The sequence below is a fragment of the Thermoanaerobacterium aotearoense genome (assembly GCF_009905255.1).
In the GTDB taxonomy this organism is placed as follows: domain Bacteria; phylum Bacillota; class Thermoanaerobacteria; order Thermoanaerobacterales; family Thermoanaerobacteraceae; genus Thermoanaerobacterium; species Thermoanaerobacterium aotearoense.
In genome coordinates this window covers 612,321-636,985 of record NZ_CP047602.1, presented here as the reverse complement: position 1 = coordinate 636,985, position 24,665 = coordinate 612,321, and the positions used below count along the sequence as shown (strand labels likewise).

The 24,665-nt window shown below is 35.5% G+C and carries 27 protein-coding genes and 1 riboswitch; all 27 genes read right to left on the bottom strand.

Going from position 1 to position 24,665, the window contains the following annotated elements:
- Nucleotides 1–24: 24 nt before the first annotated feature.
- The 27 genes from argF to hpf all read right to left on the bottom strand — a co-directional run bounded on the left by argF (nt 25) and on the right by hpf (nt 24,584).
- A complete protein-coding gene (gene argF, locus GSH73_RS03055) occupies nt 25–966 on the bottom strand; it encodes an ornithine carbamoyltransferase (RefSeq protein ID WP_014759447.1) in 942 nt (313 codons plus the stop codon).
- A 26-nt stretch (nt 967–992) separates the two neighbouring features.
- Nucleotides 993–2,150 (bottom strand): amidohydrolase, encoded by a 1,158-nt coding sequence (locus GSH73_RS03050; RefSeq protein ID WP_014759448.1) that lies wholly within the window; start codon nt 2,148–2,150, stop codon nt 993–995.
- Nucleotides 2,151–2,242: 92 nt separating this feature from the next.
- The gene (locus tag GSH73_RS03045; RefSeq protein WP_014759449.1) at nt 2,243–2,920 is read right to left on the bottom strand and encodes a TVP38/TMEM64 family protein; all 678 of its coding nucleotides are present in this window, start codon (nt 2,918–2,920) and stop codon (nt 2,243–2,245) included.
- Nucleotides 2,921–2,931: 11 nt separating this feature from the next.
- Entirely contained in the window at nt 2,932–3,669 is a 738-nt protein-coding gene (prpE, locus tag GSH73_RS03040; RefSeq protein ID WP_014759450.1) for a bis(5'-nucleosyl)-tetraphosphatase PrpE, read from the bottom strand.
- 34 nt (nt 3,670–3,703) lie between these two features.
- Nucleotides 3,704–5,842: a Tex family protein gene (locus tag GSH73_RS03035; RefSeq protein ID WP_014759451.1), complete on the bottom strand. Its 2,139-nt coding sequence runs from the start codon at nt 5,840–5,842 to the stop codon at nt 3,704–3,706.
- Nucleotides 5,843–5,897: 55 nt separating this feature from the next.
- Nucleotides 5,898–6,996 (bottom strand): peptide chain release factor 2 gene (gene prfB, locus GSH73_RS03030; protein ID WP_233432489.1). Its coding sequence is split into 2 segments (ribosomal slippage): nt 5,898–6,926 and nt 6,928–6,996, totalling 1,098 coding nucleotides; the frame shifts between segments, so codons are not numbered across the junction.
- A 25-nt stretch (nt 6,997–7,021) separates the two neighbouring features.
- Nucleotides 7,022–9,706 (bottom strand): preprotein translocase subunit SecA, encoded by a 2,685-nt coding sequence (gene secA / locus GSH73_RS03025; RefSeq protein ID WP_014759453.1) that lies wholly within the window; start codon nt 9,704–9,706, stop codon nt 7,022–7,024.
- 84 nt (nt 9,707–9,790) lie between these two features.
- The gene (locus tag GSH73_RS03020; protein ID WP_014759454.1) at nt 9,791–10,621 is read right to left on the bottom strand and encodes an energy-coupling factor ABC transporter ATP-binding protein; all 831 of its coding nucleotides are present in this window, start codon (nt 10,619–10,621) and stop codon (nt 9,791–9,793) included.
- Between the two features lie 3 nt (nt 10,622–10,624).
- Nucleotides 10,625–11,392: a cobalt ECF transporter T component CbiQ gene (gene cbiQ / locus GSH73_RS03015; protein ID WP_014759455.1), complete on the bottom strand. Its 768-nt coding sequence runs from the start codon at nt 11,390–11,392 to the stop codon at nt 10,625–10,627.
- Nucleotides 11,379–11,672 carry an energy-coupling factor ABC transporter substrate-binding protein gene (locus GSH73_RS03010; RefSeq protein WP_014759456.1) on the bottom strand — a complete coding sequence of 98 codons (294 nt, stop codon included), beginning with the start codon at nt 11,670–11,672 and terminating at the stop codon, nt 11,379–11,381. The genes cbiQ and GSH73_RS03010 overlap by 14 nt, the downstream gene beginning before the upstream one ends.
- 15 nt (nt 11,673–11,687) lie before the next feature.
- Nucleotides 11,688–12,392 carry an energy-coupling factor ABC transporter permease gene (locus GSH73_RS03005; protein ID WP_233432563.1) on the bottom strand — a complete coding sequence of 235 codons (705 nt, stop codon included), beginning with the start codon at nt 12,390–12,392 and terminating at the stop codon, nt 11,688–11,690.
- A gap of 126 nt (nt 12,393–12,518) precedes the next feature.
- A riboswitch (cobalamin riboswitch) is annotated at nt 12,519–12,710 on the bottom strand.
- 78 nt (nt 12,711–12,788) lie between these two features.
- Entirely contained in the window at nt 12,789–13,532 is a 744-nt protein-coding gene (cobK, locus tag GSH73_RS03000) for a precorrin-6A reductase (RefSeq protein WP_014759458.1), read from the bottom strand.
- Nucleotides 13,529–14,260 carry a precorrin-3B C(17)-methyltransferase gene (gene cobJ / locus GSH73_RS02995; RefSeq protein WP_014759459.1) on the bottom strand — a complete coding sequence of 244 codons (732 nt, stop codon included), beginning with the start codon at nt 14,258–14,260 and terminating at the stop codon, nt 13,529–13,531. The genes cobK and cobJ overlap by 4 nt, the downstream gene beginning before the upstream one ends.
- A complete protein-coding gene (gene cbiG / locus GSH73_RS02990; RefSeq protein WP_014759460.1) occupies nt 14,248–15,282 on the bottom strand; it encodes a cobalt-precorrin 5A hydrolase in 1,035 nt (344 codons plus the stop codon). The genes cobJ and cbiG overlap by 13 nt, the downstream gene beginning before the upstream one ends.
- Nucleotides 15,279–16,037 (bottom strand): precorrin-4 C(11)-methyltransferase, encoded by a 759-nt coding sequence (cobM, locus tag GSH73_RS02985; RefSeq protein WP_038069849.1) that lies wholly within the window; start codon nt 16,035–16,037, stop codon nt 15,279–15,281. Before cobM ends, cbiG begins: the two co-directional genes overlap by 4 nt.
- Before the next feature lie 2 nt (nt 16,038–16,039).
- A complete protein-coding gene (gene cobI / locus GSH73_RS02980; protein WP_014759462.1) occupies nt 16,040–16,714 on the bottom strand; it encodes a precorrin-2 C(20)-methyltransferase in 675 nt (224 codons plus the stop codon).
- 4 nt (nt 16,715–16,718) lie between these two features.
- A complete protein-coding gene (cbiT, locus tag GSH73_RS02975; RefSeq protein WP_233432490.1) occupies nt 16,719–17,300 on the bottom strand; it encodes a precorrin-6Y C5,15-methyltransferase (decarboxylating) subunit CbiT in 582 nt (193 codons plus the stop codon).
- A complete protein-coding gene (gene cbiE / locus GSH73_RS02970) occupies nt 17,285–17,896 on the bottom strand; it encodes a precorrin-6y C5,15-methyltransferase (decarboxylating) subunit CbiE (RefSeq protein ID WP_014759464.1) in 612 nt (203 codons plus the stop codon). Before cbiE ends, cbiT begins: the two co-directional genes overlap by 16 nt.
- On the bottom strand, nt 17,890–18,990 hold the full coding sequence (cbiD, locus tag GSH73_RS02965; RefSeq protein ID WP_014759465.1) for a cobalt-precorrin-5B (C(1))-methyltransferase CbiD: 1,101 nt from the start codon (nt 18,988–18,990) through the stop codon (nt 17,890–17,892). Before cbiD ends, cbiE begins: the two co-directional genes overlap by 7 nt.
- Before the next feature lie 11 nt (nt 18,991–19,001).
- The gene (locus GSH73_RS02960; protein ID WP_014759466.1) at nt 19,002–19,625 is read right to left on the bottom strand and encodes a precorrin-8X methylmutase; all 624 of its coding nucleotides are present in this window, start codon (nt 19,623–19,625) and stop codon (nt 19,002–19,004) included.
- A 20-nt stretch (nt 19,626–19,645) separates the two neighbouring features.
- Nucleotides 19,646–20,011 (bottom strand): sirohydrochlorin chelatase, encoded by a 366-nt coding sequence (locus GSH73_RS02955; protein WP_014759467.1) that lies wholly within the window; start codon nt 20,009–20,011, stop codon nt 19,646–19,648.
- 228 nt (nt 20,012–20,239) lie between these two features.
- Complete coding sequence (locus GSH73_RS02950) at nt 20,240–20,647, bottom strand: bacteriohemerythrin (RefSeq protein ID WP_014759468.1); 408 nt, start codon at nt 20,645–20,647, stop codon at nt 20,240–20,242.
- Between the two features lie 51 nt (nt 20,648–20,698).
- A complete protein-coding gene (locus GSH73_RS02945; protein WP_014759469.1) occupies nt 20,699–21,211 on the bottom strand; it encodes a transcription repressor NadR in 513 nt (170 codons plus the stop codon).
- 34 nt (nt 21,212–21,245) lie between these two features.
- Complete coding sequence (locus GSH73_RS02940; RefSeq protein WP_014759470.1) at nt 21,246–21,809, bottom strand: DUF5317 domain-containing protein; 564 nt, start codon at nt 21,807–21,809, stop codon at nt 21,246–21,248.
- Nucleotides 21,799–23,079, bottom strand: coding sequence for an HD-GYP domain-containing protein (locus tag GSH73_RS02935; RefSeq protein WP_038069831.1), 1,281 nt, complete (start codon nt 23,077–23,079; stop codon nt 21,799–21,801). Before GSH73_RS02935 ends, GSH73_RS02940 begins: the two co-directional genes overlap by 11 nt.
- Before the next feature lie 198 nt (nt 23,080–23,277).
- Nucleotides 23,278–23,919 carry a hypothetical protein gene (locus tag GSH73_RS02930; RefSeq protein WP_014759472.1) on the bottom strand — a complete coding sequence of 214 codons (642 nt, stop codon included), beginning with the start codon at nt 23,917–23,919 and terminating at the stop codon, nt 23,278–23,280.
- 125 nt (nt 23,920–24,044) lie between these two features.
- Nucleotides 24,045–24,584: a ribosome hibernation-promoting factor, HPF/YfiA family gene (gene hpf / locus GSH73_RS02925; protein WP_014759473.1), complete on the bottom strand. Its 540-nt coding sequence runs from the start codon at nt 24,582–24,584 to the stop codon at nt 24,045–24,047.
- Nucleotides 24,585–24,665: the final 81 nt, after the last annotated feature.

Sequence of the window (24,665 nt, the reverse complement as noted above, 5' to 3'; positions counted from 1 at the left end):
TCAAGGCAATTTGCCTTGACTTTTTTAGAGAATCGTCGCTATCATGACAGCCTTAATGGTATGCTTTCTGTTCTCAGCCTCGTCCCACACCCTCGACTGTTTTCCTTCGATCACTTCGTATGTTACTTCCTGTCCCTTTACAGCAGGTAGGCAGTGCAAAAATATCGTGTCAGGTCTATTTGTCTTTTTCATAAGCTCATCATTCACTTGGAAGGGCCTTAACAGCATTTCTCTCTCTTTTTGTTTTGCCTCTTCTCCCATGGACGCCCATACGTCTGTGTAAATTGCATGTGCCCCTTCTAAGCCTTCTCCAGGCACATCTGTCAGAGTAAATGTCCCGCCATTTTCAGCAGCCATTTCTCTAATCTCATTTATGTAGTCCTCTTGAGGCCAAAGCTCTCTTGGTGAATTAATCACGTAATCCATGCCCATTTTTGCACAGCCGATAGCCAGCGTATTTGCCATATTGTTTCTTCCATCGCCGACAAACACCAATTTTGTGCCTTTTAAGTGTCCAAACTCCTCTTCTATCGTCATTAAATCAGCCAAAACCTGTGTAGGATGGTATTCGTCTGTAAGTCCATTGTATACAGGCACGCCTGAATACTTTACAAGTGCTTCTACAGTGCTTTGACTGTATCCTCTGAATTCGATGGCATCAAACATCCTGCCAAGAACTCTCGCAGTGTCTTCTATGGATTCTTTCGCCCCAAGCTGAATATCATCTGTCGACAAGAAAACCGGGTGTCCTCCTTCTTCGCCAAATGCTGTCTCAAATGCACACCTCGTCCTTGTTGAGCGCTTTTCAAATATCAATGCGATTGTCTTTCCTAAAAACCTTTGATGAACTATTCCTGCCTTTCTTTCCGCCTTAACCTGCTTTGAAATGTCCAGAAGATACCTTATCTCCTGCGGCGTATAATCTTTTAAAGATAATAAACTCCTGCCTTTTAAATTAAATCCCATTTACTTTACTCCTTTCAAAATACTGTTTATCTTTTAAATACCAATTGTCCATTTATGAATACAAATTTTGTCTTGGTTTTTATCTCGATTGGATTTCCATCAAAGACAGCTATATCAGCATCTTTTCCCTTTTCGATGCTGCCAACTCTATCATCTATGCCGACGATCTTAGCTGGATTTATCGTAATTGCCCTTAATGCCTCCATCTCATCCATGCCTTCTCTTACCGCAAGGCCTGCACAAACCGGCAAGTAATTAAGCGGGATGACAGGATGGTCTGTCATGATGGCTACATCTAACCCTGCTTTTGATAGAATACCCGGCGTCTTAAAAGTAAGATTTGCAAGCTCCACCTTTGATCTTTCAGACAATGACGGACCAACGATGACTTTTGCATTTTCCATGACAAGATAATCTGCGATAAGATGGCCTTCAGTGCAATGGTCAATGGTTATGTCCACATTAAATTCTTTTGCTATCCTCAAAGCAGTAAATATGTCATCAGCCCTATGGGCATGTGCCTTTAAAGGTATCTCTCTTTTTAATACTTTAACCAAAACCTCAAGGCCCAGATCTCTTGATGGCTTTTTCTCGTCATCAGAAGGATCCTTCTCCATGTCCTCCATGTACTCCTGAGCCTTTATAAGCTCCTGTCTAAGCAGCGCAGCAATGCCCATCCTGGTCATAGGCATCTTGTGCTGTTCATTGTATACAGATTTAGGATTTTCTCCAAAAGCCACTTTAACTGCCACAGGTTCTTTTACTATCATGTCGTCGATGCGTCTGCCATAAGTCTTGATAGCTACAAATTGTCCACCTATGACATTAGCACTGCCAGGACCTGTGACAGCCGTAGTCACGCCTGCCTCGTACGCTTCTTGAAAATACTTATCCATAGGGTTTATGCCATCAATCGCCCGCAACTGTGGTGTGATAGGATCTGTCTCCTCATTTCCATCTGCCCCTTCAAACCCTACGGCATTTTCCCACATGCCCAAGTGACAATGAGCATCTATCATGCCTGGCATCACTGTAAGACCAGATACATCTATGATTTCCGCATCAAGCGGTGCTATTATTTCCTCACCTACATCTAATATCTTTCCATCTCCTATAAGTACATCAGCTTTTTCATAGTTTTTCCCTGCCATAGTCAATACTTTACCGCCTTTTAAAAGATACATCGTAAAACCCCCCGTCTTTAAAATTTTTCAAATGAAAAGAACCTAAAAGATATTATACTACACTGATAAAAATTGTAAACAGAGTAGCAAGTCTAATTTATCTTTTTGATTATCTTGTCTTTATTTAAAAACCCAATGATGAACAGAAGAACCGCTATAGCTGAAACAACGGCAGAAACCAAGTAATTTTTATGCTCAATGTTTGAACCAATATACGAGGAAATTACTATTCCAGGAAGCCGAGCCAAAGCCGTTATGAGAAAATAGTTTACAAATTTAACTGGTGTTAATCCCGCCACATAAGACAAAGCATCCTTTGGAAGCCCTGGCATCAAAAATACAACAAAAAGTCCCATCTCACCTTTTTTGTTGTTTATGATGTAGTCAAACTTTTTTAGCTTATCCTCTGAAATCATTCCCCTCACAAACTCATATCCCAAAAACCTTGCTATGGCAAAGCACAAGATGGAGCCAATGGTTATGCCGATCAAAGAGTAAAGAGAACCTAAAACAGCACCATAAAGGTATCCACCGGCTACCTGCACCACTTCACCTGGTATTATAAATATTACAACCTGTAATACCTGTATAAGTATAAACACCAACACGCCTTTTGCACCAAAGCTTAAAATCCACTTTTCGAACTTGGCAGGGTCTTTTAAAAGGTATGTAAGGTAATCGCCATACCGAAACAATACCCAAAAAAACAAGAACACAAAAGCCCCTATTAACAAACCATTTACGAAAAGCTTATTTTTATTTCTCCTCATCTATTTTCCTCCTAAACGACTCTAAATCTGCTTTCATCGTAAGGCATCGAAGATGTCACATCATAGATCTCCATTTCGGGATACCTTAAAGCAGAAAGCCTACCTCCAAATACGCACCCTGTATCGATATTAACCGTATTATTTAAAAATCTCGGTTCTTTCACAGGCGTATGTCCGTATACGACAATCGGTTTGCCTTTATAATCTTTTGCCCAGTCAAGCCTTACTGGCGTGCCATCTGGATTTTTTTCACCTGTTATATCTCCATATAAGACAAATTGCCTTACGCATTTCCCGTAAAAGCCTATGTATTTTTCTTTAATTCCTGCATGTGCCACAACAAGCTTTCCATCATCTAAAACAAGGTACATTGGAGCCGTTTCGTAAAGTTCTTTAAAATGTGAAATGACTATTCTTTTTTGCTTCTCGCTTAAGTCATTTAACTCGGCTACTGTTGTCTCTAATCCATGTATGATTTTCACATTGTGACCTATAAGATAGCGGTAAAGCTTGTTGCAATGGTTGCCAGGCGTGTAAAGGGCTTTTTTAGCCTTAACATTTCTATACACAAGTTCAATGACACCTACAGAATTAGGCCCTCTATCCGTAATATCACCTAAAAACACAAGCTTTCTATCATCTTTATGGAAGTATACACCATCTTTTAATGTGTAGCCCAATGAATCTATTAATTCTGTAAGCTCTTTATAGCAGCCGTGAACATCTCCGATAACGTCATAAGCTGTCAATATAAAACCTCCATTTATTCATATCATACATATATTATTTCATTGAAAGTGATATTCTATTTCTTTCTACATCCACGTCAATTACTCTTACCTTCACTACATCACCTACAGATACCACATCCAAAGGATGATTTACGTACTTTTGAGACATCTCTGATATGTGCACAAGTCCATCTGTATGCACACCTATATCTACAAAGCACCCAAAATCAACGACATTTCTTACAGTCCCCATCAATTCCATTCCCACTTTAAGCTCATCTATCGTCATCACATCAGATCTCAAGATTGGCTTTGGAAGGTCTTCTCTGGGATCTCTGCCAGGTTTTTTTAATTCATTTACAATGTCATTAAGCGTAGGAACTCCTATGTCATATTCTTGCGATAACTTCAAAAGTCCATACTCCTCAAGTTTATAAGCAAAATCCCTCAAGCTTTTCGTGTCTAACTTATCCTTAACATATCCAAACTTCAAAAGAAGCTTCTCCAATACCTCATAACGCTCTGGATGCACGCCTGTAGAATCGAATATGTCGTCTCCGTTTAATATCCTTAAAAAGCCTGCACACTGAGTAAAAGTACCATCACCTAATCTTTTGACTTTTTTTAGCTCGTTTCTGTTTCTAAACTTGCCAACCGTATTTCGATACTCAACGATGTTTTTCGCTATGGTTCCATTGATACCTGCTACGTACTTTAAAAGCGATGCAGATGCAGTATTTAAGTCGACTCCTACGCTATTTACGCAGTCTTCAACAACGCCATTTAAAGCTTCCCCCAGCATCTTTTGATTTACATCGTGCTGGTACTGCCCTACTCCAATAGACTTAGGATCGATCTTTACAAGCTCAGCAAGTGGGTCTTGAAGCCTCCGCGCCATCGATATGGCACCTCTTAGACTTACATTTACGTCAGGAAATTCCTCTGTCCCTATCTCTGACGCCGAGTACACCGATGCGCCAGCCTCATTTACTATGACGTACTTCAAATCTCTGTCCATCTCTTTGATTAGATCTGCTATAAAAAGTTCGCTTTCTCTTGATGCAGTCCCATTTCCTAAAGAAATAAGCCCGACATTGTACTTCTCGATCAAGTCTTTCAAAACCGCCTTTGCTCCATCTACATCGTTTTGAGGCGGCGTAGGATAAACAGTGGCGGTATCTAAAAGTTTCCCTGTTTCATCTACAACGGCAATCTTGCACCCTGTCCTGTACGCCGGGTCAAACCCCATCACAACATATCCTTTGACAGGCGGCTCTAAAAGGAGGCTCTTTAAGTTCATCTTAAACACTTTTATAGCCTTATCTTCAGCAATTTCAGTAAGTTTATTTCTTATTTCCCTCTCTATAGATGGCCTAATTAGCCTTTTGTATGAATCAACAACGGCATTTTCATGGTATTTTCTAAAAATTGATTCAGGATTTACATTTTCTTCAATCAATCTATTTACTATCTTTTCATCGTCTACGTCTATTTTAACGGAAATATACCCTTCTCTCTCAGCTCTGTTTATTGCCAAAATCCTATGAGGAGGTATCTTTTTAATTGACTCTCTGTAGCTGTAGTACATCTCATAAGGAGATTTTTCATCTTTAAGCTTCTCTGTGACGATGCTTCCATTCTCCCAAATGGTATCTCTTATGTACTTCCTCGTATCTGCATCATCTGATATGTCCTCTGCCACTATATCCATAGCACCTTGATAAGCTTCTTCTAAAGTTGCCACCTTGTCATTTAAAAATTTAAAAGCATAATCATCCGGATTTCCTTCTTTGACATTGCCTTCTGATATCAATTTTGACAGCTCTTCAAGCCCTTTTTCTTTCGCTACAGTCGCCCTCGTCCTTCTTTTTGGTCTAAAAGGCCTGTAGATATCATCTATTTCCTGCAGTGTCTTGCTATTTTCTATTTTTTCTCTTATCTCATCCGTAAGCTTCCCCTGCTCATCAATCAAGCGAATCGTATCGGCTTTTTTTTCCTCTAAATTTCTTAGGTACAAAAGCCTGTCGTAAAAATTTCTTAAAACTTCATCTGACAAGCTTCCTGTCGCTTCTTTCCTGTACCTTGCGATAAAAGGTATGGTGTTTCCTTCATCAATGAGTTTGATTGTATTCAATACCTGAAAATCTTTAAGGCCAAACTCTTGCTTAAGCGTTAATGAAATCTTATCCATAAAACCTTCCCTTCATTTTTAAAGTTTAAAATAAGGGATATCCTGCCGATATCCCTTATGAAACCTTCTGCTTTAAATATGCGTTGATAAAGTCGTCTATTTCCCCATCCATCACAGCATTTACATTGCCAACCTCAAAATTCGTCCTGTGGTCTTTTACCAGCGTATAAGGTTGAAATACGTACGACCTTATCTGATTTCCCCAACCTGCTTCTTTATGCTCGCCTTTTAAATCTTCTATCTTTTCCTTCTGCTCTTTTATCATCATATCCATCAATTTTGCCTTAAGCATCTTCATCGCAGTCTCCCTGTTTTGCATCTGCGATCTTTCCGTCTGACACTGTACGATAATACCAGTAGGTAGATGAGTTATCCTAATGGCTGATTCTGTCTTGTTGACATGCTGGCCGCCTGCACCAGATGACCTGTAGGTGTCTATCTTCAAATCCTCAGGCCTTATATCCACCTTAATGTCATCGTCTATCTCCGGCAAAACTTCAACAAGCGCAAATGAAGTGTGTCGCCTTCCAGCCGCGTCAAACGGGGAAATCCTCACTAACCTATGAACACCTGCTTCGCTTTTAAGATATCCATACGCGAAAGGACCTTTTACCATAATCGTCACACTTTTTACACCGGCGTCATCGCCAGGCAAATAGTCTACCGTCTCAACATCGTAATTTTTCGATGACGCCCACCTCATATACATACGCAAAAGCATCTCAGTCCAATCCTGCGCTTCTGTGCCACCTGCACCTGCATGTATAGAAAGGATGGCATTGTTTTTATCGTAAGGACCGCTTAGCAGCGTCTTTATCTTCATGTCGTTTACCTTTTTGGAGAGGGCTTTGTACTCATCATGGACTTCCTGTGAAAGGGATTCATCCCCTTCCTCCAACCCTAATTCGATAAGGGTATGAAGATCTTCCCACTGCTTTTCTAACGCCTCGTATTCTGAAATAATCTCTTTTAAATCTTTCTGCTTTTTTGAAAGCTCTTGAGATTTTTCTAAATCACTCCAAAAATCAGGCTCCGACATCTTTTTATCAATCTCTGCTACTTCTCTTTTCAATCCTTCGATGTCAAAGAGAAGCCCCCATTTCTTTTATGGTATCTATCATATTTAAAACTTCTGTCTTGTAATCTGCTAACACCCAATCATCTCCTTCTAAAAATTTTTTAAAGATTTGCTCCACAACATTTTTTGTATTTCTTTCCACTGCCACATGGACATGGATCATTTCTTCCGACTTTTTTCTTCTTGACTACAGGCTTCTTTGGTTCATCTCCACCTTGATTAGTAGCAATAGGCTTTGCCACCTGCTCTCTGTGAGGCATATTGTCATTTCTTATCTCTATGTGGTACAGGAATTTCACCGTATCCTCCTGTATAGAATTCACAAGATCCTCAAACATATCATATCCTATTTTCTTGTACTCTATTACAGGATCTACCTGTCCATAAGCTCTCAATCCTATGCCTTGACGAAGCTGGTCCATCTCATCGATGTGATCCATCCACCTTGTATCTACAACCTTTAAGAGAACTATTCTCTCTATCTCTCTCATCTGTGGACCTATCTGCTGCTCTTTTTTCTCATACTGTCTTACAGCTTCTTCATATATTATGTCTGTAAGCATTTCCTTATCGAGCCTACCAAAATCCACATCTATTACTACGCTATCTTTTTCCAAAAATAGATCGTAAAGATGATTCAATAACCCCTCTATGTCCCATTCTTCAGGGTATTTGCTGCCAGCAGTGTAGATTTCCACGTTTCTTCTTATGATGTCTTTCACCATGTCAAGAATGTACTGCCTTAAGTCTTCTCCTTCTAATACCTTTCTTCTCTCTTTGTATATTATTTCCCTTTGTTTATTCATTACATCATCATACTCAAGGACATTTTTCCTGACATCGAAGTTTATGCCTTCTACTTTCTTCTGTGCCTGTTCTATCTGCTTTGTCAATATTTTATGCTCAATAGGCTGATCGTCTTCTATGCCCAAAGTATTCATCATATTTTTTATTCTCTCAGAGCCAAAAAGCCTCATAAGGTCATCTTCGAGAGAAATGTAGAATCGAGATTCACCTGGATCACCTTGACGTCCAGAACGTCCTCTCAACTGATTGTCTATTCTTCTGGACTCGTGCCTTTCTGTGCCGATTATATATAATCCACCCAGCTTAACAACTTCTTCATGCTCTTTTTCTGTTTCCTTCTTTATCTCATTTAAAAGCTCTTGGTATCTCTCTCTGGCTTTTATAAGCTCTTCGCTGTGCAATGGTCCATACCCAGATGCCTCATTTATGACATCTGGAGAATATCCTTCTTCAATCATCTTTTTCTTCGCCAAAAATTCAGGATTGCCGCCTAAAATGATATCAGTACCACGTCCAGCCATGTTTGTGGCTATTGTGACAGCTCCTTTTCGTCCTGCCTGTGCTATTATCTCTGCCTCTTTTTCATGATACTTGGCATTTAAAACTTGATGCTTTATGCCAAGTTTCTTAAGCATACTGCTTAATTTCTCTGACTTTTCAATAGTAATAGTGCCCACAAGCACAGGCTGCCCTTTTTTATGATGTTCAACTATATCCTCAACGACAGCCTTAAATTTTGCCTCCTCCGTCTTGTATATGACGTCAGGATGATCTATCCTTATCATCTCTTTATTGGTAGGTATCACCACAACGTCAAGACCATATATAGCCCTAAACTCTTGCTCTTCTGTAAGGGCAGTACCAGTCATGCCTGCCAATTTGTCGTACATTCTGAAGTAATTCTGAAAAGTGATTGTGGCAAGAGTCTTGCTTTCTCTCTCGACTTTTACGCCTTCTTTGGCTTCTATTGCCTGATGGAGACCTTCGCTGTACCTTCTGCCAAACATAAGCCTTCCAGTAAACTCATCTACTATTATGACTTCTCCGTCTTTTACGACGTAGTCTTTATCCCTCTTCATTATGGCATGTGCTTTTAGAGCCTGGTTTATATTGTGAGAAATCTCTATATTTTCAAGATCAGCCAGATTATCCAAATTAAAAAATTTCTCGGCTTTTTCCACGCCTTTTTCAGTCAAACTTACTGCTCTTGCCTTTTCATCTATGGTATAATCTTCTTCATTTTTCAATGTTCTTACAAAAGCATCGGCTCTTTTATATAGATCCGTAGATTTTTCACCAACTCCAGAAATAATAAGTGGTGTTCTGGCTTCATCTATCAATATGCTGTCGACTTCGTCCACGATTGCATAATTTAGATGCCTTTGAACCATTTCCTCTTTATATATGACCATGTTGTCTCTTAAATAGTCAAAGCCAAACTCATTGTTTGTACCGTAAGTTATATCAGCAGCGTAAGCTTTCTTTCTCTCCTCTGAATCCATATCATGAAGGATAACACCAACACTTAAACCCAGAAACTCGTATATTTTACCCATCCAGTCACGATCCCTCTTAGCAAGGTAGTCATTGACTGTAACGATGTGAACTCCCTTTCCTTCCAAAGCATTTAAATAAGCAGGCAGTGTCGCAACAAGCGTCTTTCCTTCACCAGTCTTCATCTCAGCTATTCTGCCTTGATGAAGGACAATGCCACCTATTATCTGCACTCTGAAATGCTTCATTTTAAGCGTACGCCATGCAGCCTCTCTAACGACTGCAAAAGCTTCCGGCAATATATCATCAAGGGTTTCACCATTTTTAAGCCTATCCTTAAATTCCTGAGTCTTGCCTCTTAGCTCATCATCTGAAAGCTTTGACATCTCTTCCTCGTATGACAAAACCTCATCTGCTATAGGTTCAATTCTCTTTACTTCCCTCTCACTGTAACTGCCAAATATCTTTTCTAAAACTCCTAACATTAACTCACCTTCTCAAGGTTATTATCATTCAAGTATATATTATATCATTATATCGTGACCATATCAAGGAAATGGAATCTTCATCTATTTTAAGCAGTTCTTTAATTCTTCTACATTCTTAGGAATTATATTGCAATTTACAATACTTCTTTCTCTTAAAATCTCAAATACATCCATAATCATTGGTCTTCTTAGATTTACCTTTTTAATTTTATTTTCATCGCTAAAAATATCAATGGGTTTTCCTTCATCTATCACTTTTCCGTCTTTCATTAGATATACATAGTCTGCCCATGAATAAGCAAAATCTACATCATGTGTTGATAAAACAATTGTTTTTCCCTGACTTATTAAATCATCTAATGTTTTTATTATTTTGCTAACATGCTCATAATCCAAATAAACCGTTGGTTCATCAAGTATAATAACCTCCGGTTCCATAACAATTATATCAGCAATTGATACACTCTTTTTTTGACCATAACTTAAGAAATGTGTAGGTTTGTCTTTAATGTCAGTGATGTCCATTTGCATCAACACTTTTTCTATCTTTTCCCTGACCAAATCCTCTGGCATGCCCAAATTCATCAATCCGAATGAAATCTCCTGATACACTCTATTAGCAAATATCTGTATGTCAGGATTTTGAAAAACAATACCCACATTTTTTCTGAGTTTTTCGATTTCTTTTCGGCTGTATTTAACTTCTTTATTATTGAACATTATTTTTCCGGACTTTGGTTTTAATATTCCATTAAACAGCAAAAATAATGTCGTTTTACCTGCACCGTTAGGTCCTAAAATAACAGTCTTCTGCCCTTTACATATTTTCATATTGATATTGTCTAAAGCTTTTGTTCCATCTGTATATTCAAACGAAACATCTACTGCTTCTAATATGTAATTATTTTCCATAATTCACCTTCTTAAAAATAAAGATAAATTTATTAATATCAATTCAATTAAAAAAATGATGACACAATTTCTTATATTAATTTTTTGTTTCTTGCTGATTACTTTTAAATCACCTTTATATCCTCTTGCTTCCAAAGCTAAATACAAATTTTGAGAATCTCTATAAGATTTAACAAATAGCGATGATATCAAAAATCCTAAAGACCTATATCCATTTTTAACTTTGGAGTAACCTAATCTAGAATCTTGGGATATATAAATTTCTTTAGCAGCATTTAATAAAACAAATATCAATCTGTATGTAATCTGTATTAACTCTAAAAACAACATAGGTATTTTTATTTTTTCTAAAACATCAACTATATCAGTTATAGGTGTAGTAAGTGTAAGAAAATATAGACATGATACCAAAGCTAAAGTTCTACTCGTCAGATTAAAAGCTGTGTTAATGCCATCCGATGTTATGCCTATAAATGCTCCAAATACCTTAATACTGATAATTGCCACACTTTTATCGTCTAAAACATTTATAACAATTGTTAAAACACTGATAATTAGAAAAGAAAATGGAATTAATATGAGTTTTATATAAACTTTATATGGAATTTTCGCTATATAAACTATTATTATAAACATCATAAATACCACTAAAAGATTTGTATACCTGTCAAACCAAAAGCACAAAAGCATCGTCATTATCGCAAATAATAATTTTTCAACAGGATGTATTTTGGACATCCTGTTGATGTACGAATAGCTATCTATTTCCATTTTTCTTCCCCTTAACGTATCCTAAATAAAATCCTATAAAGCCAGCGCCTATTGCAGCTTGACATGCAAACAAAAGGCTCTCAATTTCTCCGCTTGGTGGTTCCCAAATCGGTTTTATCCATGGCTTATAATTTTTATCTATCTGCGTTATGGCCTTCGTCGCATTATCATCAGAACCAACAAATTTGCCATTTTTTATTGTAACAAGCGGTAATACTATCAAAGAAATAACCATTAGCATTAATATTATATTAACAAATAAAATCTTTCTACGAGCCATACGTATACCTTCTTTCTATAGAACATCAAGCTCAATTAGTTCTTCTTTGCTGTATTCCATAAGCAAATTTATCACCAATACAGTCAAAAGACCTTCACTTATTGCTAATGGCACTTGTGTAATTGCGAATATTCCCATGAATTTTAAAAACGAAACTGCAAATCCTCCTCTTTCAGCAGGAAATGCAATAGCAAGTTGAAAAGAAGTTGTCACATAAGTTAGTAAATCTCCTAAAAAAGCAGATAAAAATACAGCCAACCAATTCGGACCTCCAACTTTTTTTATTCCTTTGAATATAGCGTATGATGCTATAGGCCCTACAATTGCCATAGAAAATGTATTAGCTCCTAAAGTTGTTATACCTCCATGAGCTAATAACAATGCCTGAAACAGTAAAATGATAAGTCCTAAAATACTCATTGTAAACGGACCAAACAATATGGCACCAAGTCCTACCCCAGTAGGATGAGAACAGCTTCCAGTAACAGACGGTATTTTAAGAGCTGAAAGCACAAATGCAAAAGCTCCAGCAAAACCCAAAAGCATTTTAAGTTTAGGATTTTCTTTTAATTTTTTACCTATGGTCATTGCTCCCACAATTATAAATGGCAATGCAGCCAAATCCCATATCACACACCACTTAAGCGGAAGAAAACCTTCCATTATATGCATAGAATATGATATCTCAGGTGTAAATAAAAACAACATAAATATGATCATCAATTCAATCTTTCTCACAAAAATCACTCCCATTTCAACAAAAATAATAAACCCTCCTAACTTACTTAAGTCATTAAGAGGGTATAAATGTACTTATATTACCACCTCCTCTATCGACCGTAGAGCAAGTTCATAACAATACAGGCAGGTCTCCTGACTTAGATTCATCATCCTTTACGCCTTCCCATCTATAATTACATAAGACAGTGGCATAATGTAAAGAACTCATCATTACAGTGGCGGGACCGTGCAGGATTTACACCTGCTTCCCTTTTAACTCAATTAATTAAATTGAGCACCTGTATTTCTCTTATTAAATTTCCAAAAAAATTGTAACATTTTAAGAATATATTGTCAATAGTCTTAATTTTTAAAAATCTGTATAAAACCATAATTTTAAGTATTATCAATTATCTCTTTCATCAGGCTGTCAAAATCATTTACTATCGTTGGATAATTGATAATTGGTCTTTTTATTAATATTGTGCAAATTCCTAATCTTGAAGCAGCTTCAAGCTTTTCTGCAACACCACCCGTTGTTCCACTTTCCTTTGTCACAATAACTTCCGCCTTTCTTTCTTTAAACATAATATAATTCAGTTCAGTGCTAAAAGGACCTTCCATAGCTATTATATCTTTTGGAGTAAGCCCTAAACCCTCGCATTTTATCAATACATCGCTTGATGGCAATACTCTTGCAGTAACTTTTTTCCCATCTTCCCAAAGAGGTCTAAATTTTTCTAAGTTCTTGCTTCCTATTGTTAAAAATATATTATCAAATTCTTTGCACTTTTCAACCGCTTCATCAAAATCTGCTGCTAATATAGCATTTCTAAAATCAGCACTTTGCCTCTCATATCTTATATATTTTATGCTCGCCCTTAAACTCGCATTTATTGCATTGATACTTACTTCCTTTGCAAAGGGATGTGTTGCATCAACTACGATATTTATTTTATTTTTGTTGATAAAATCAATCATACCAACTTCGTCAAGGACACCACTGAACACTTTAATTCCTTTGTCAAATAAACTTGCTCCATAATCAGTAACAGTACTTGCTATAACCTCAAAGCCACTAAGTTTTAATCTTTCAGCTATTTCTTTCCCATCTTTAGTACCTGATAATACCAATATCATAATATATATCCCCTCGGAGATATCATTTTGCCATCTCTAATATAAGTGCTTTCATTGCCAACAATAACAATTGTCTGCATATCAATCTCTTGATTACTCATTTCATCCAGTGTAGTAATTATTATTTTCTGGTTTTCTCGAGATGCATTTTTAATTATTCCTACAGGAACATTTCCTCTTTTATATTTCATTATGATTTTTTGTGCATTATAAAAATTTTCTGTTCTTTCTTTACTTTTAGGATTAAATATAACGATTAAAAAATCAGCCTTAGAAGCTAATTCTAACCTTTTTTCTATGACTTGCCAAGGTACCAAATGGTCAGATAAACTAATTACAGCAAAATCTTGCATCAAAGGTGCACCAAGCAATGATGAAGCGGCATTTAAAGAACTGACACCAGGTATAACCTCAATTTGTAAATCCACTTTTTCTTTCAATGCAACTTCATAAACAGGACCTGCCATACCATATATACCTGCATCGCCACTTGATATGACGCAAACATTATTCCCATCCAAAGCCAGCTGAATAGCTATCTTTGCTCTTTCAATCTCTTTCCTCATACCCATAGAAACAATTTTTTTGTCCTTAATTAATTCTTTAATAAGTCTTATATAAGTAACATATCCTACAACAACATCACAATCTCTCAATGCATTATAAGCTTTAAATGTCATATCATCAATACTACCTGGTCCTATGCCAACTATTTTTACCCATCCCATACAATCCCTTCTTTCCGGTATATAGCAAGCGTCATGCCATTCTTTTTAAGATACGCAATCTCTTTTCCTTTGTTGCTGGCCAAATACGCAGATGGTCTTGCAACGCTTCCGACTCCTACAGTATGAAATACAAAATCAGATATAGGAAATTTATCCTCAACTGTTCGCAAATCATCTTTTGTGTACAGCAAGAGAGGTACATCCAAAAACTTTGCTAATTGTTGTATCCCATCTTCATCCTTTTTTATATCGATAGTAGCCATCAAACATATACTTCTTAAACTATAAGACGTATTTTCAAAAGTCTCATTTATAAAAGCAAACAAATCATCAAAAGAAACACCTTTTTTGCAACCTATTCCTATTACAATATTTTTTGGTCTCAAAATGACATATGGCTTCTCATCAATATTTTTAACTATTCTATTAGTCACATAAACAATAGCATCAACTTTATCATCAAAATCTTTTTTTATATATTCATCAAATAATGTTGCAATGCCTAAATCATCATCTATTATAAAACGCACATTTTCTCTGTTTACTAACGCTGCACTAACTTTTTTCAAATCACCAACATTTTCGAGGTATAATCCATAATCTTTTGCAATAACATCTAAAGATATTATACCTTCCAAATCTGTAGCTGTTGTTATAATTGGCTGAGCACCTATTATGGAAGATATATTGATCGCAAGTCTATTTGCACCACCTATATGCCCAGATAAAAGACTTATAGCGTATTTTCCCTTTTCATCAACCACAACAACTGCAGGATCTGTAAATTTATCATTAATAACTCCTGCGATAGATCTAACTACAATTCCTGTAGCCATTATAAATACAATACCACTATATTTATGAAAAATATTATGTACAAAATTTATAAAATCACCTTCAATAGCATAACTGCCGTCAAATCTATATTTTTCTTTTACAAACACATCTCCTTCCAATACTTCATATAACTTTTTTGCAATAATGGCAGCATTCTTTGTGATAGCAACTATTGCTATTTTCATAAGCCATCTTTCTTCCTATAGCTATGTGAAAATTCTTTATCATAAAGCCTTGAGAAAGTTTCTATATTACTGTTTAAAAATTCTCCGACAAGTATTATAGCAGTACTATTTATGCCTTTTGATTTAACCTTATGAGAAATGTCATTAATAGTGCCAGTAACAATCATCTGATCCTCCCAAGTGGCTTTGTATACAACAGCAACAGGTGTATCTTCATTATAACCTTTCTTCAATTCTGTAATAACTTTATCAATTTCCTGAACACTTAAAAATATTGCCATGGTAGCCCCATGACATGACAAAGCCTCTATTTCCTCATCTTTTGGGACTACTGTCCTTCCACCTATACGCGTTATAATCACTGTCTGAGTTATCTCAGGAATTGTCAATTCTTTTTTTAAAACTGACGCTGCCGCCAAAAATGAACTTACTCCAGGAATTACTTCGTAGTTTATGTTTTCCCTCTCAAGCCTCATAATTTGTTCATGTATAGCTCCGTAAATTGCAGGGTCTCCTGTATGCAATCGTGCTACATCTTTTTTATCTTTATTTGCCTTAATCATTAGATCAATTATTTCATCAAGGTTTAATGTAGAGCTATCATAAACTTCCACACCTGACTTTGCGTATTTCAGCAGATCTTTGTTTACAAGTGATCCAGCATAGATCACAACATCACATTTTTGCAATACCTTAATTCCTTTCAATGTAATAAGTTCAGGATCTCCTGGTCCCGCACCAATAAAATAAACCACCATTATCTCTCCTTTTTTGCAATAATCAGAGACATATAATCTATCTTTTTCCCTATGTACTCGTCAAGATTCAAGGATATTTGTTCATCATCATGACCACATTTAATAACAAGATATCCTTTAAAATTTTTTTCTTTTAAGATTTTCACTATTTCATCAAATCGTCTTGAAATTTTCATCAATACCACATTATCAAACATATCAAGCGCTTTTGAGATTTCTAAAATATCTCCTGATGGAATAACCGCAAAAGCTTCATCACCCGTCGCAATTGGAATATTTAATCTAGAAGCAGCCGCACTAAATGAACTAATTCCAGGGATAGTTTCCGCTTCATATCCTTCAATCCCGTTTAGTATATATACGTATGTACTGTAGATCATAGGATCTCCTATGGTTATAAAAGCCACATTTTTCCCTTCATCAAGAAATCTCTTGATTTTCTTTATATTTTCATCCCATTTTGCCTTAAGGTTTTCTTTTGTATATATCATCGGAAATTCCAAAAACACCACATCACTTTTTATATAAGGTTTCGCAATTTCATAAGCAATACTTCCTTCTCCTTTACTTGTCGGCGCCACAACCACATCAACTTGTCCAAGTGTTTCCACAGCTTTTAAGGAAATCAAATTTTTATCACCTATTCCAACACCTATTCCGTATAATTTAGCCATTCTATCACTCTCTTTTCGCTGATATTATGTACACAGGATTTTGCGAAACCATCATCGTTTTTTGTCCAGCCTCTCTTGACACAGAAACATTTACGCATATTGTTTGAACATCATAATTTTTTTGTTTGAAATAATGATTGGCATAATAAGCGGTATCAAGCGTGATCCCGTTTATCACTACTATCCCTTTCTCTTTTAATTTGCTTGTAACAATGTCAAATATATGGTGCATTTTATCACCTGTACCTCCAATGAATACCCTGTCAGGTGATGGTAAATCCATAAGAACATCAGGAGCTATGCCATTCACCACAACAATGTTATTTACATTAAATTTTTTAATGTTTTCGCTTATAAGTTTTATTCCTTCTTTTTCTTTTTCAATAGAATAAACAACACCTTTTTTCGCTGCCAATGCAGCTTCAACAGACACAGAACCTGTACCAGCTCCTATATCCCATATTGTACTGTCTTCTTTTAGCCTAAGCTTTGATATTGATAAAACTCTTATTTCTTCCTTTGTCATAGGAATATTTCCTCTTACAAAATATTCATCAGGAATGCCTGATGTCATGTATTGCCACATGTTATCACCACTACATTTAAATCAAATTTTATATTACAGTTTGAAAGTTCTTCTACAGTAAAAGAATAAATTTTTTCCATATCATAAGAAAGATTTTCACCAACATATATCTTAATATCTTTAAAATCTTGCTCTTTTAATGATGATGCAATAAATTGTGGTGTATGCTTATCATCAGTAAAAACAGCAACTTTCTTCTTTGATTTTAATTCTTTTACTAAGTCATCATCACGCCCATGTAGACTAACAATCGTCAAATCATTCATGGTTATTTTGAGTTTTGCACACATATACTGTACCGAACTTATACCAGGTATAATCTCCACTTTATCTTTATCAACATATTTTAAAATCACTTCAGCAATTCCATATAATAAAGGATCACCAGATGCTAAGATGACAATATTACCTTCTTTTTTAAGAATACTGCTATAATCAGTTGAAGCATTTATAATGATCTTTTCACATTCGATATCTTCAAATTCTTCAATATGTCTTTTTCCTCCTACCAGCACATTCGCTTTTCTTATTTTTTCCAGTGCATAATTGGTAATAAACCTTTTACTCCCAGGACCCATTCCCACAATTGTTACCATTCTATCTTATCACCCGCTTTTGCAATAATACCTCTTTTTAATGAAATAAGATGAACTTCTATATCTAATTTGCCATAAACATATTGTTTACATTTAGAATATATTCTTTCTGCAATAAAGTTGCTAAAATGATGCACATTAATACCAGAATTTTCGACTATATCTAATGCTTCTTCAGTCGTGTTTGAATTTAAAACTTTATCAACAGTATTTCGATCTGCTTCAAAATGTGCAGCATACGCCGCCATTATTTCCGCTCTAGCATCTGCAACATGACTGTGGGTATTAAATATTCCTGCTGCTACTTTTATAAGCTTTCCTATATGACCAGCCAAAATTACTCCTGTAAAACCGAATTCTACAGCCTTTTCCAGCATAAAACCTAAAAAGTTCCCATATGAAACTACGATTTTCTCATCAATACCTTCCTTAACAACATATTCTTTACCATAATTCCCTGGAGAAAAAACAACTTTCTTGTGCCCTTCGGCAGAAAGAACCGACAACTCTAATTCCAAAGACGATTTATAAGCATCTTCCGACATTGGCTCCACAATCCCTGTTGTACCAAGTATCGATATACCACCTACGATTCCCAACCTCGGATTGAAGGTTTTTAATGCAACAGTTTCGCCTCCTGGTACACTTATGGTAATTTTCACACCGTTTCCTTTTGGCAGTACCTTTCTAACTTCATTCAATATCATAGACATTGGAACAGGATTAATAGCAGGTTTGCCAGGGCTTACAGGTAGACCTGGTTTTGTGACCACTCCAACTCCTTCGCCCCCATATACTTCTATGCCTTCACTTTCTTTTACCTCTGCCTTTGAATAAATTATAAGTCCATGAGTAACATCTGGATCATCTCCACCATCTTTCATTATGCCACATCTTACCCAACCATCACCAGATGTTATATCCAAAACCTCAAGTTTAAGCCTCCATCCTTTGGGAGTATCTATCTCTATAGCATCTATTTTTTCTTTTTTAAAAAGCATGTAAGTAGAAGCTTTAGATGCAGCGGCTGCACAAGAACCTGTTGTATATCCATATTTTAATTTTTTACCCCTCTTATATGTAAAATTCTCCATACACAACAACCTTATCTATCAATCATATAAAGGAGGCTATTTACAATAGCTGCTGCGACAGTTGTTCCTCCTTTTGCTCCTTCTGTAACAATATAAGGTACATTCAATTTTTTTAATTCTTCTTTTGCTTCCTTAGCTCCTACAAATCCCACTGGAACACCAATAATGACAGATGGATAAACCATCCCATCTTTCACTAACTCTATAAGTCTAAACAAAGCAGTAGGAGCATTGCCAATTGCAAAGATCTTATTTTTTTCATCTTTTATAGCTATTTCAATAGCCGCCATAGACCTCGTAATATTACATTTGCGTGAAATTTCCATGGTTTCTGGAAGATCTATATAACTTTTTACCTCTGAACCCACTTTTTTTAATGCACTTTTGTTTATTCCTGCTTCTAACATCTTTGTATCACTAACTATATGTGATCCACATTTTAAAGCATATAAAGTAGACTCTATAGCTTTATCAGAAAATTTTATTATATTTGAGTAATCATAATCTGCTGTAGCATGAATTACACGCTTAATTATTAAAAGTTCCTTTTCGTTGAATTTAGACTCATCTATATTTTTACCAATTATTTCAAAACTTTTTTCTTCGATTCGATATGGGTCCTTAATGTAGTTCATAATTTCCCTCTCCTAAGCAATTATATTATTTCTTCAATTCTGCTCAAAAGAATATCAATAATTCTATCATCATAACCAATTGGTCTTGCAAACTTAATTGAAATACCAGGGTATTTTTCTGCCTCTTTTTTTAAGATTGAAGGTATATCTACTTTTATATGCATTCCCTCAAATAAAAAAAGTGGAGCTACTATAATATCAAAAATACCTTCTTCTACAAACTGCTTAATAGAAAGAGGTATATCCGGAAAATCAAATTCCATAAATCCAGCCTTTACGCTTTTATATTTATTTAAACTCTGAATTTTATTTACAATCTCAATTACTACATTTTTTGCTTCATTTGCTCGACTTCCATGAGCTACTATTAACAAACCTCTGTCCATTATTTAACTTCCTCTCGTATAAAATTTTTAAAAATAAAATTCTATATTATTTTATCATATTGGAAAAAAATTCGCATTATTTTTAAGTAATCACTTTTAAATAAGTATAAGTTTTCAAATTTCTATTTCTCATCAGATGTCTTTAAGTTAATATAAATCACATATACACAATTATAAAAAGATCCAAGTATGCACATTATACATGGATCTTTTAGATAAATTTATTATTTACTCAATAGGATGTGCTTTTATGTATTCACCGTATTTTTTGTCCACTTTGCTTATATGGTTTATAAGCCAGTCCACTAACTTGCGGTTTAAAGTGGTTATTATTGATACGCTGACGCCATTCTTTTTAACGTCGTTTTCTATTTCTTGTATGTCACTTACAAATTTCTCATGAAGCTTTTTGTGTTGAGGCAATTCCGGGTATTTGTACTTTTCTAAAAGTTTTTCCTCATCGCCAAAATGCTTCACTGTGTATTCTCTTAAAAATTCCAGTATCTCATAGACTTTGTCTTGTCCTTGCTGTTTCATACATGCGTCAAAAACATCGTTGACCCTATTGAAAAGCTCTTTGTGTTCTTCATCTATCATGTCTATGCCGACAGACAATGACTGCTGCCACTTTATCACTCCAACTCCTCCTCTCGAAAATTCTTGTTACATAATAATTATAATATATATTTATTCGACAAAAAATCCTTTTTCTTTAAGTTTTTTCTCGATTCTATCTAAAACTTCTTTTGAATTAGCTTCTACAGTATGCAGATGCACACCTTCTGTCAATGATGATAAAAGGGTCGCTTTCGCATTTTTCACATTTTCCATAAATCTTTCAACATCATATCTGGATGAAATCATCAATAGTCCCTTTATTTCACCATAAAGAGGATGTTCAACAATAACGTCTAAGACTTTCCCACCGTTATCTACAATAGTATTTAGTTCTTCCTCAGTTCTATCAAAATAATGTTTGCTTGCAATTACTTTTGTATATTTGCCTTTATCGCTTAAGCTTAAAATATATCCTTGCGGAGTAGACAATATTTTTATGCCCTCTGCTCTTAATATGGCTATGTCTTGCACAATTACCTGCCTCGTAACACCCAAAACATCCGCCAATCTATTGCCTTTTACAGGTTCTTTCTCTGTTTTTAAAATCTCTAATATCTTATCTCTTCTTTCTGCCGAATTCATCCATCAACACCTCTTAAAGATACAAAATGCATATTTATATTTTAACTCTCTTAGAGGCGTTTATCATAGCATTTGAAACCATCAGAAAAATCCCTGTGGCTATAAATAAGTCACCTACGCTGAAAGTCTTTGGAAGAGGATACGGTTTTGGCAGGTAAAGAACATCACACAAAAATTTAAGCTTCGTAGATGATGTCATAGCCTGATGAGTTGGAATGATGTTTTTTGTAAGCTCCGGCACTAAATAGCCAATACCCGCCGCTTTAAGGGAATCTATAGATACAGGCATCCTGCCACCATTTGCGAAAATAACTATGAAATTTAAAATGATGCCTATGGCTATTATTCTCATGTATTTGTTATGTCGATTGTACCACAATCCTATAAAAAGCATCAAATAATCCAAAAAATGTATGTACGCTCTATACGTCATTATGATTGGGTATTTATCTGTTAAGTTAAGCACTCCAAACTCAAGTCCAAAGCCAAGTATAAAAAAAATAGGCATTTTTATATCTATGTCGGCAATGCCGCTTATTTTCCCTCTCCTCAATAGAAAGCCGTATATAAATGAAGCGCCAAGAGAATCAAAAATCATGTTTGAAATCCTCCTTGTTCTTTTCGTATGCCCTTTTAAAGAGCTTTATTATTCTTGGGCTAAACTGCGTGCCTTCACTATCAACTATTATCTTATACGCTTCTTCTCTCGTGTAAGCATTTCGGTAAGGCCTGTCAGAAACAAGTGCATCAAACACATCTGCAATAGCCAGTATCTCTGCTTCCAGCGGTATCTGCCTTCCGCTTATCCCATCAGGATAACCATTTCCATTGTACCATTCATGGTGATATCTAACCCAATACCTTACGTTTTTTAAAAAAGGCACATCTTTCAATATCTCATAACCGCTTACAGGGTGCTGTTTGATATGATCGTATTCTTCTTTCGATAGTTTCCCAGGTTTGTTTAAAATATTTTCAACAATGCCTATCTTGCCTACATCATGTAGAAGTGCAGCTATGCGAACCATTTCAGTGTGTGCCTCGCTGAATCCAGCTTCTCTGCAAAGATAAACGGCTAATTTTTCTACGCTTTTAGAATGTCCCAAAGTGTACCTGTCTTTTGCCTCTAAGGCCTTTGTAAGAGCATTTATGGTGTCATAGTAAGACTGTTTTAACTCCATATTTAACTTGAACATATACCTTACCATGATAAGTGGCACGAAAAAGATTAAAAGCGCTATATAGCCAAATTTAACAAACACTGATGTCATTAATATGCCTATAAAAGCAAGAAATAAGAAGTTAATCGTTCCCCATTTAAAGTCCATTATCCAAATTGACATAAATGATTTATTAGTCAACAATTTTATAAGTACGGCAACTATACCTGAATTAAATAGATAATACACACATGATGCAATTATCGCTTCGACAAGATATTTGGGATATATATACCCACTTTGCCCACCTAAATATTTATAGGTTATGCCAGCCATAAAAACACTTATTGCAATTTGCGATATATTAAATAAAGTTTTGTAATATGGAGTATTTAAAGCACATTTTATTTTCCCATTAATATCTCTAATTAAAAGCAAATTTCCAATTGAAGCAATCACAGCGCCTTCATAAGGGCCAAGTAAAAGTAATGCCATTAAATCTACTGCATAAGCAACTGAAACAGAAACATTTGTATTTATGTATATAGGCAATGATTCACAAACAGCAGCAAAAATAATTAGAATCACAATATCAGAAATATGATGTGGATTTATCTTAAATACAGAATAAGTTATTAATGATAAACCACACGCTACAACAAACGATATATATAAAATCAATTTTTTACTCACATTATCATCCTCCATAAAAATATACCCAAACCCATATTACCCCCATGTATAGTTTGCTCCTCCAGCAAGTGCTAATGCCAATAAAGCAAGAAGTACTTTTATGATTGTTGCTTTTTTCATCCTGAAACCCTCCTTTACCAAAGATGCTCTCAAGCTTCTCAAGCTTCAGGCGAAACGCTACGCTTAATAAAGGTTTGGGTAAAAATAAGCTATTTAATTATCGACTGTCGAAATGACACGCCTGTTTAAAGCGTCTAATGTCGCTTTTACAAGTGCTTCACCTTCATCTTTTTTTACAATGCTGGAGCCTACAAGAAGCTCCTCTCCTTGAGGTGTTGCATGTGTCACTGCGACTATGGCTATACGCTTTTTGGCAAAAGAATATATATCAACATCTTCTAAAATGAGATTGTGATCATCTGGAAGTATTTTGGATACACACTCAAGTGTGGCATTCACGATTATCCTGTTTTTGTTCCTCTCTGTATTTACACCTTTATATACACCTTCATACATTTCAGAGCCTTTTGTAAGGGCAACGGTTGCTTCTAAATTCACCCCATTGTTAGCAAACGTTAAATTTGTGAAGGCAATTCTCTCATCGTTATAGTATCTGCCACTTGTCTCCACCTGTGCGACGCTAATTATTTTGTAGTTTACATCTACTTTAAACTCAGCCATTAAAACCGATTGTACATCTCTTGCAATCTGCTTTGCATTTCTTGATGTATCAGCCAAAACGTGAATCTCAGCAATCTGACCATTTTCAGTTATAACCCTACTTGATATTACACTTTGTACCCTATTTATCAATTCTTCCATAGAATTGATAACTTCTTTTGTTAATTCAGCCAACGTGCTCACACTCCATTTTTTCAATCAACTTTTACACATACAGGAATAATATTCTACAAAAAATTCTATTTTCCTTCTTTGTTGCATAAAAAAATTGAGGGTTTTTTTAACCCTCAATTTTATCTTCACATTGTCGGCTCTATCAAACCATATTTACCGTCTTTTCTCTTATACACTACTGTGAAATCGTCTGTCTCGGAATTCGTAAATACGAAAAAATTATGTCCTAAAAGATTCATTTGAAGTATGGCTTCCTGCACAGACATAGGCTTCACAGCAAATCTCTTAGTCTTTACAACTTCAAACTCCGATTCATCCTGCACATCATTTTTTATGTAATCCTGTTGAACATCAAATCTTATAGAATCTGGTGTAAAATTGTTTTTCAGTTTTGTCTTGTACTTTAATATTTGCTTTTCAAGCTTATCAACAACATTATCTATTGAAGCGTACATATCGTCGCTTACCTCTTCAGCTCTAAATATCATCCCTCTAAAAGGTATCGTAACCTCTGCAATCTGGTTATTTTTCTGAACACTCATGACGACACGTGCTTCTGTGTCATCCGCAAAAAACTTCTCTATCTTGCTTAAACTTTTTATGGCTGCATTTCTAAGTCCCTCTGTTATCGCCATGCCATTTCTACCGCTTACTGTAATCCTCATACAATACAACTCCTTTCTTTATGTCTATATTATTATAATTCTACATGAAATCTAATATTCCTGCATGAATTCCCACTAATA

Bases quoted from the DNA above. Each gene is read 5' to 3' on its own strand.
- argF (WP_014759447.1), bottom strand. From the start codon at position 966: ATGGGATTTAATTTAAAAGGCAGGAGTTTATTATCTTTAAAAGATTAT.
- GSH73_RS03050 (WP_014759448.1), bottom strand. From the start codon at position 2,150: ATGTATCTTTTAAAAGGCGGTAAAGTATTGACTATGGCAGGGAAAAAC.
- GSH73_RS03045 (WP_014759449.1), bottom strand. From the start codon at position 2,920: ATGAGGAGAAATAAAAATAAGCTTTTCGTAAATGGTTTGTTAATAGGG.
- GSH73_RS03035 (WP_014759451.1), bottom strand. From the start codon at position 5,842: ATGGATAAGATTTCATTAACGCTTAAGCAAGAGTTTGGCCTTAAAGAT.
- secA (WP_014759453.1), bottom strand. From the start codon at position 9,706: ATGTTAGGAGTTTTAGAAAAGATATTTGGCAGTTACAGTGAGAGGGAA.
- GSH73_RS03020 (WP_014759454.1), bottom strand. From the start codon at position 10,621: ATGGAAAATAATTACATATTAGAAGCAGTAGATGTTTCGTTTGAATAT.
- cbiQ (WP_014759455.1), bottom strand. From the start codon at position 11,392: ATGGAAATAGATAGCTATTCGTACATCAACAGGATGTCCAAAATACAT.
- GSH73_RS03010 (WP_014759456.1), bottom strand. From the start codon at position 11,672: ATGGCTCGTAGAAAGATTTTATTTGTTAATATAATATTAATGCTAATG.
- GSH73_RS03005 (WP_233432563.1), bottom strand. From the start codon at position 12,392: ATGATCATATTTATGTTGTTTTTATTTACACCTGAGATATCATATTCT.
- cobK (WP_014759458.1), bottom strand. From the start codon at position 13,532: ATGATATTGGTATTATCAGGTACTAAAGATGGGAAAGAAATAGCTGAA.
- cobJ (WP_014759459.1), bottom strand. From the start codon at position 14,260: ATGGGATGGGTAAAAATAGTTGGCATAGGACCAGGTAGTATTGATGAT.
- cbiG (WP_014759460.1), bottom strand. From the start codon at position 15,282: ATGAAAATAGCAATAGTTGCTATCACAAAGAATGCTGCCATTATTGCA.
- cobI (WP_014759462.1), bottom strand. From the start codon at position 16,714: ATGGCTAAATTATACGGAATAGGTGTTGGAATAGGTGATAAAAATTTG.
- cbiT (WP_233432490.1), bottom strand. From the start codon at position 17,300: ATGTGGCAATACATGACATCAGGCATTCCTGATGAATATTTTGTAAGA.
- cbiE (WP_014759464.1), bottom strand. From the start codon at position 17,896: ATGGTAACAATTGTGGGAATGGGTCCTGGGAGTAAAAGGTTTATTACC.
- cbiD (WP_014759465.1), bottom strand. From the start codon at position 18,990: ATGGAGAATTTTACATATAAGAGGGGTAAAAAATTAAAATATGGATAT.
- GSH73_RS02960 (WP_014759466.1), bottom strand. From the start codon at position 19,625: ATGAACTACATTAAGGACCCATATCGAATCGAAGAAAAAAGTTTTGAA.
- GSH73_RS02955 (WP_014759467.1), bottom strand. From the start codon at position 20,011: ATGGACAGAGGTTTGTTAATAGTAGCTCATGGAAGTCGAGCAAATGAA.
- GSH73_RS02945 (WP_014759469.1), bottom strand. From the start codon at position 21,211: ATGAATTCGGCAGAAAGAAGAGATAAGATATTAGAGATTTTAAAAACA.
- GSH73_RS02940 (WP_014759470.1), bottom strand. From the start codon at position 21,809: ATGATTTTTGATTCTCTTGGCGCTTCATTTATATACGGCTTTCTATTG.
- GSH73_RS02935 (WP_038069831.1), bottom strand. From the start codon at position 23,079: ATGGAGGATGATAATGTGAGTAAAAAATTGATTTTATATATATCGTTT.
- hpf (WP_014759473.1), bottom strand. From the start codon at position 24,584: ATGAGGATTACAGTAAGCGGTAGAAATGGCATGGCGATAACAGAGGGA.